Here is a 6,607-nt window from a genome sequence, read left to right as displayed (position 1 = left end):
TGGAAGCCCTCCGCATCGGCACTGCGCTGGCGCGTGGTGACGAAATCGGCGCCGTTGGCGCTCTGCACCTGGCTCAGGATCACCGGCGCTGTGTCGAACTCGGCCTCGAAGGCCACGCTCTCGAAGCCCTGGCTCGAAAGCAGGTTGCTCTGCAGCGTCCCGGCCTCCAGCAGCGTGCCGTCCGGCAGAACCCAGGTCCCCTCCTCGACCACCATGTAATGCACCGTCTCGTTGAAATGAGACCCGTCGAGATAGTTCGGCTCCTGCAACCGCAGCGTCAGGCTGTCGCCACTCACCCCGCTTACCCGCACGTTCACAGGCTGAAACCCGTTCTCCGTCGAAACAAACGCAACAACAACCGGGGCCACATAGCTCCGCTGCAAACTCACCGTCACCGCATCGCTGCTCAGAAAAAGACTTCCGGTCTCGGCGATCGCGTTGTCCGCGATGGCGTCGACTGCCACGATACCGTCGGCAAACTGCAGGTGCTCCACGTCGAAGAGCGTGTCGATGCCATCGGTCGCGGCCCCGCCGTCGCGATGCTGTACGACAAGAGCTCCATCCGTCCGCCGCAGTGCCGTGTATTGCCCGCCTGCCTGCGAGAACACCGCCGTATCGCCTGCCACGCCATGTGTCCCACCGAGGATTGTATCGTCACCCGCGCCACCGACCAGCGTATCGCTCTGACCACCACCGTTGATCTCGTCCGCGCCGGGTCCGCCTTCGATCAGTTCAGCGTCGTTCGAGCCGATGATCGTGTCGTTGCCGCCATTGCCGCGCAATGTGTCCTCGGTGGAATCCGTGAAGCCGACGATCAGGTCGTCGCCCGATCCGGTGGCTACAGCCTCGATACTGAACATGTCGACGCCGCCGACACCCCTTGCGCCCCAGTCTCCAGCGTTCAGGTCGACCACCAGATCGTCGGTCCGGACCGATCCGTCGAAGCTGTCGGTGCCGCTGCCACCGTAGATGGCGTCGAAGCCACCATCATCGTCGCTCCGGATCGTGTCGTCGCCTAGACCGCCCGTGACCCGGTCGGTGTCCGCGCCGCCGTCGAGATCGTCATGGCCGTCCCCGCCGTTCACGGTGTCGGCGCCCTCGCCACCATGGACAGTATCGTCCCCGCCGAGCGCGTCGATCACATTCGCCCCGCTACCCGCGAGGATGCGGTTCGCGCTCTCCGTTCCTTCGATCTGTTCCGCGCCGCCCGTCAGGGAGGAGTCGTAATGCTCGAAATTTCGCCAAGTGTAGAAAAACGAAAACCCACCCGAGGGGATCGTGACGAAACCGTCGCGCAGCGACACTTGCGTCGTTGCGGACATGTCGAATTCGGGGACGATGGTGTCTTCGTCCAAACCGCCGTCGAGCACCGTGGCGAAACCCGAGGTTACAACGAAACGGTCGTCGCCATTCCCACCGTTGATCGTGTCCGACCCGCCGATCCCAAGGATCGTATCGTCGCCGTAGCCGCTGAAGACGCTGTCGGCGGCAGAGGAGGCAATGATCTCCTCTGCCGCCGATCCAAAGTGGAAGATTTCAACGTTGAGGACCGTGTCGGTCCCGGCAGACCGGACGATCTCGCCGGTTTCGAGATTGGCTGTCAGGACGTCTCCAATGTTACTGTAATCGGCGAAATCGGTATCAGCGCCGCCGTCGATCAAATTGCTGCCGAGGCCGGCAAGAAGCGTATCGTTACCTGCTTCGCCGCGTAGCGTATCGTTGCCGGGACCGCCGTCAATTTCATCACGGCCTGCGCCTGCATGCACGCTATCGTCGCCGTCGTCGCCGTGGATCGTGTCGCCGTGGTCGCTGCCGTGAACCGTGTCGCCCCCGTCGCCGCCTTCGATCAGCGTCGCGAAGAACGGAGTCGTGCGGATCGCCTCCGGATCGGCGTTGCCAAAGATCTCAAGATCGAAAAGGACGTTGACGAAGTCGAAGAATTGCCAGCCTGAAACGTCGATATCCACGCCGCGGCCCTCGATCGTGATCTTTTCCCGCGCGCGCGAGCCGGGAAGGCCGAAGAGTCTCAGATCAGACGCGAGTTCGCGGGTGATGACTGGCGAGGTCGGATTCGAGTCGATCCGGTTGTCGATCTGGTTCGCAGAAAGGACCACGTGAATATTGACGTCGTCGGCTTTTTGGTTCTCGAAAACGAGCCGTTCAATTGAAGTGATCTCGGTGTTACGGAAGTCGAACACGGCATATCCGCCCGAGGTCGGATCGTTGCCGAGTTCGTATTGCTGCACAACGATGGTGTCGGAAAAGCCGCCGCCATGGACCTCGCCCGGCACGCCGAGGACGCGGAGGTCGCCGCCCTGCCATTCGTAGAACCGAGTGTTGAACAGGATTGTGTCGAAGCCGTCCCCGCCGAAAATGGTATCCGTGTCGCCGCCAGCCCAGATGGTATCTTCGCCATCGCCACCGCTCAGGTAGTTCCGCCCCCGGTAACCATCAATCCAATCGTCTCCGGCCTCGCCGTAGAGCCGGTCGTCACCAAAAAGCCCCCAGATCTCGTCGCCGTGATCGCCGCCAAAAACGGTGTCGTTGCCTTCGCCCGCTTTGATGTCGTCGAAACCGGTCCCGGCGCGGATCGAGTCATCACCGTCTCCTGCTTCGATAGAGTCGTTGCCGCCTCCGGAATGGATCTCGTCGTCGCCATCTGCGGCATAGCCGTCATCACCATGGATCGTATCGTAACCATCGCCGGTCAGGATCGTGTCGTTGCCGCCACCGCCCCAGACCCGGTTTTGACCGCCCATTGCGTCGATGTAATCGTCGCCCTCGAACTCGGCATGATCGAAGAAACCGTCCCCCCATATATTGTCACTGGAGTTGGTGCCGGTAATCGTGTCGCTCCCGCCCCGGCCATTGATTCCGGGTGGGACACTGCTGCCTTCTCTCCATCCGGTCGAGACAATTGTATCGTCACCGATCGTGCCGCTCAGATTGCCATCCCCGGTGATGTAGGCCATCGTAAGAACCCTCCCACTGTCAACGGTATATCACATTCCCCATTCGGGCACGACGCTCGCGATTGGGAATCCCTATGCGTGGCGTGCGCCCGCTACAACGCCGCGGCGGTCGCAACGACCGCCAAAAATGGACGGAGGGGCTGTCACGTGTAGACGGCTCCGTTTGTGCAAAAGTTCTTTCGAGCGGTATCGTCAGAGCAAAATGGTCTGCTAAGCTTCTCCAAGGGGCCAGTGCAGGGCGCCTTCGCGTGCTTGACTTGAGCCAAGCAAATAAGAAATATTCGAACCTGAAACATGAAATTCTGTCGACCGTGAATTCGCAACCCCCGGTCCGAATTGTGGCCGCGCAAGAAACTGGCGACCACCGGCGGTCCCGATGAACATCTTCAGAGATCTGACCTACCCCCCTCCCTTTCGGAAGGGGCGTGTTGATCTGCCAACCAAACCGCAAGCGCCGGGTATTCTTAAACAGAGAAAACAGTCGTGTTGCTATTGGCAAAGAAACGGCTCAGTGCGCCGCACAGCCGCTTGATGCCTCATGCAAACCTTGCAATCGCTTGTTCGGCAAAACAGAATGTTGACCTAGGGTAACCCCGCCGAGAGCGACGGATAGCTGCATCGTCATCTCGGGAAACAAGCCTTTCGGTGTCTCGGGGGATCGTGTTTCGCCAACCATTTTCACGGGCTGGCAAGACAAGCAGGGGGAATAGTCATGCCGTATCAATTCGCATTGACCGAAGGCGAGTCCAACAGTGAGACCGTCACTTTCGATGACATCGGTTTCATAGAAGCGGTGGTTCTCGATTGGAACGTGACAAGTGTTTCCTATTCAGGAAACGCTGCCGAAGGTCAGGATTTCACCGTTTCATCGACACTGACGGAAGCCGGGCTGCGCATCTCGGTTTCAGCTATAGATGATAACCTGGTGGAAGCCACGGAAACGGTCACGGCGACCGTTTCGGGATATGTCGAATGGGCCGCGCCGGCGGGAGGTAACGGGGAATTCTACACGAACGTTTCCGGGGATCTCGTCTACGGAATTGCCACGGTGGAGAATCTCAGCGACACGATCACTCTGCGCATATTCGACAATGACGTCGAAGAAGACGCTATGTCCTGGCTGTCAGACATGAAGACGATCCTCGAGGGTCTGTCGGGGACACTCAACGAACTTCAATTGCGCGAGCTCAACGCATACCTGGATGAAATTTCCGAACCTCTCAAGGATTTTCCCTTCCCTGATTTCGACCCAAATCTCCCCGAGAATGTTGAGCGCCTGCTGCGGAACAATCTCGATAACGCGTTGGCCGCCTTGGACCTTGGCCAGCGCGTGACTGACATCTCGACAGCGGACAACTGGCACAAAGAACTGTATCAGCAGTCTTGGGACGTCGTGGTGGGATTCGATGTGACCGCGGGAGCGGCCCTTGCCAGTGGTGCCGCACTTGCAGCACTTGGAATAGTTGGTGCACCTGCCATCATCATCGGCGGCGCTGTTGGCGTGGGCGCCTCGCTTATCTATACGAACTATATTCAGGATGCAGTGCGAGACGCGGCCGGCCAGCATTACGATGATCTTTATGGCCCCCAGAACATGCCTCTGAGCTTCAACGAGGTTCTGCCTTCCGTTCTGGCTGAGGCCCCGAAACATGTCTTTGAGCACGCCTGGTATCTCCAGGCCCATCCCGAGGTGCAGGACGCAATCGAGGCCGGCACATACAGCACACCGTTCGAGCACTGGCTGAAGGAAGGCATCGATCTCGGTTACAGCCCCAATTCCACAGGCATTGTCCTGGAGCGTTCCGATCTGGCACCACAGGTTCAAGAATTTTTCGAACTTGCCGGTGATGATGGCCTCGACCGCGTGCTCAAGTCGCTGGGTGTTGCCCAGGTTTCGCAAATGAGTGACCTGACCGTTTTCGCGGAAGATCATCTTGGCACAGGGACGGACAGCGATGACAGCGTAGAGGACAATGCCGCGCGCATTTGGCTGGGTGCGGGCGACGATGTTCTCACTTATCTCGGTCGCGCTCGGGAGATCGACATGGGCGCTGGCCGGGATGAAATCTTTGTCCGGGATGTCGGCTCTATTCAGGGCTTAATGTTTGACGGAGGAGAGGGACTGGCGGACCGTCTCATCATCGACGCTGGCTCGAAAGCCGAGGTCAACTTGCAAGACGGCGAAATTCGTTTTCTCGCCTCGGATAATACGCCGGTTTGGACAGCAAGCGTAGATGGGTTCGAGTTGGTCAGCGCGGGACCAGGCGACGACATCCTCGATGGCGGATCGGCGGACAACTTTCTTGATGGTTCAGACGGAAACGATACGCTTCGCGGCTTGGAGGGAAACGACACGCTTGATGGCGGCATCGGTACCGATCTGCTCAACGGTGGCGATGGTGACGACCAGATTATCGGCGGTCCGGACGGGCATGAAGCCGACCAGCGCGATGTGATCTATGCGGGCGGCGGCAATGACTTGGCCGAGGGCGGTGGTGGCAATGACCAGATCTTCGGCCAGGAGGGCAATGACACGCTGGCGGGTGGGTTCGGTGCCGATGAGTTGCAGGGCCAGGAAGGTAATGACGTTGTGACCGGCGGGGCGCTCTCGGATCTTGTGTTCGGTGGATCGGGAGACGATTTCGTAAACGGTGGCTTCGGGTATGACCGGATCAACGGCGGCGATGGCGCTGACCGGTTCTTCCATCTGGGCGTGGCCGATCACGGCTCGGACTGGGTGCAGGACTATGATGCCGCTGAAGGCGATGTGCTGGTCTTTGGGCAGGCCGCGACGGCGGATCAGTTCCAGGTCAACCTCGCCCATACTGCAACAACGGATGGCGTACGCTCGGGCGACGCGTCCGTTCAGGAGGCGTTCGTGATCTACCGCCCGACAGGGCAGATCATGTGGGCCTTGGTGGATGGTGAAGGCCAGTCCAGCATCAATCTCCAGATTGGTGGCGAGGTGTTCGACCTGTTGACGTGATGGCCCCTGAGGCCTCCTGGCCGCCAGCTCTATCACGGTGCGGGAGGGTTTCGAGCCTGCGCAACAGGTTCCGCACGGTCGAGACATGCCACCGGCCTCCCCGTCGGGTTCTGATGCCTCGCGCATTGAGGACCTCCACCATCGCGCGGAGGGTCTTATGCCCCTCGGCCCGGGTCGACCTGATCACGGGCGCGAGCTCGCGGGCGAAGGCGTCAGCGTTCGTGGTGACCGTGCGGCGCAGGGCGGAGCCGTCCTCGCCTGCCCGTCGCAGCGCGGCGGCACCGTTGGGATTGCCGAGCGTGACCCCGCGCGCCTTCGCCGCTGCCAGCGCCTCCTTCGTGCGGCGGGAGATGGCCTCGCGTTCCTGTTGCGCCACCAGCGCCATGATGCCGACGGTGAGGTCGTTGGCCTCGGGCATGTCGCAGGCGAGGAAGCGGACGCCGCTGGCCTGCAGGGTGAGCAGGAAGGCCGCGTCACGGGAGAGACGGTCGAGCCGGGCGATGACCAGCGTGGCGCCGGTCAGCCGGGCGAGGCTCAGCGCGGCTTCCAGCTGGGGGCGGTCGTTCTTCCGCCCGCTCTCGACCTCGATGAAGCGGGCGAGGACATCTGCACCTGTTGATGCCGCAAAGTCATTGATCACCTTGCGCTG

Annotated in this window: 3 protein-coding genes; 1 reads left to right on the top strand and 2 read right to left on the bottom strand. The window is 60.7% G+C overall.

What is annotated here, in order from left to right; all coding sequences use genetic code 11:
* Positions 1-2,972, bottom strand: a 2,972-nt coding sequence (locus ACFORG_RS19790) for a calcium-binding protein (protein ID WP_386737300.1), incomplete at its 3' end; no start/stop codon positions are given.
* 712 nt (positions 2,973-3,684) lie between these two features.
* On the opposite strand from ACFORG_RS19790, the gene ACFORG_RS19785 reads away from it, so the two are divergent.
* Positions 3,685-5,958, top strand: coding sequence for a calcium-binding protein (locus tag ACFORG_RS19785; RefSeq protein WP_386737298.1), 2,274 nt, complete (start codon positions 3,685-3,687; stop codon positions 5,956-5,958).
* Here the strand turns inward: ACFORG_RS19785 and ACFORG_RS19780 are convergent.
* Positions 5,915-6,607: recombinase family protein (locus tag ACFORG_RS19780; protein ID WP_386737297.1), on the bottom strand; the 693-nt coding region annotated here is incomplete at its 5' end. The two genes, ACFORG_RS19785 and ACFORG_RS19780, sit on opposite strands and share 44 nt — an antisense overlap.

It is taken from the genome of Lutimaribacter marinistellae, from assembly GCF_042648365.1.
Taxonomy (GTDB): Bacteria; Pseudomonadota; Alphaproteobacteria; order Rhodobacterales; family Rhodobacteraceae; genus Lutimaribacter_A; species Lutimaribacter_A marinistellae.
The sequence above is the reverse complement of the archived record's forward strand: the minus strand, read 5'-3'. Positions and strand labels throughout refer to the sequence as shown.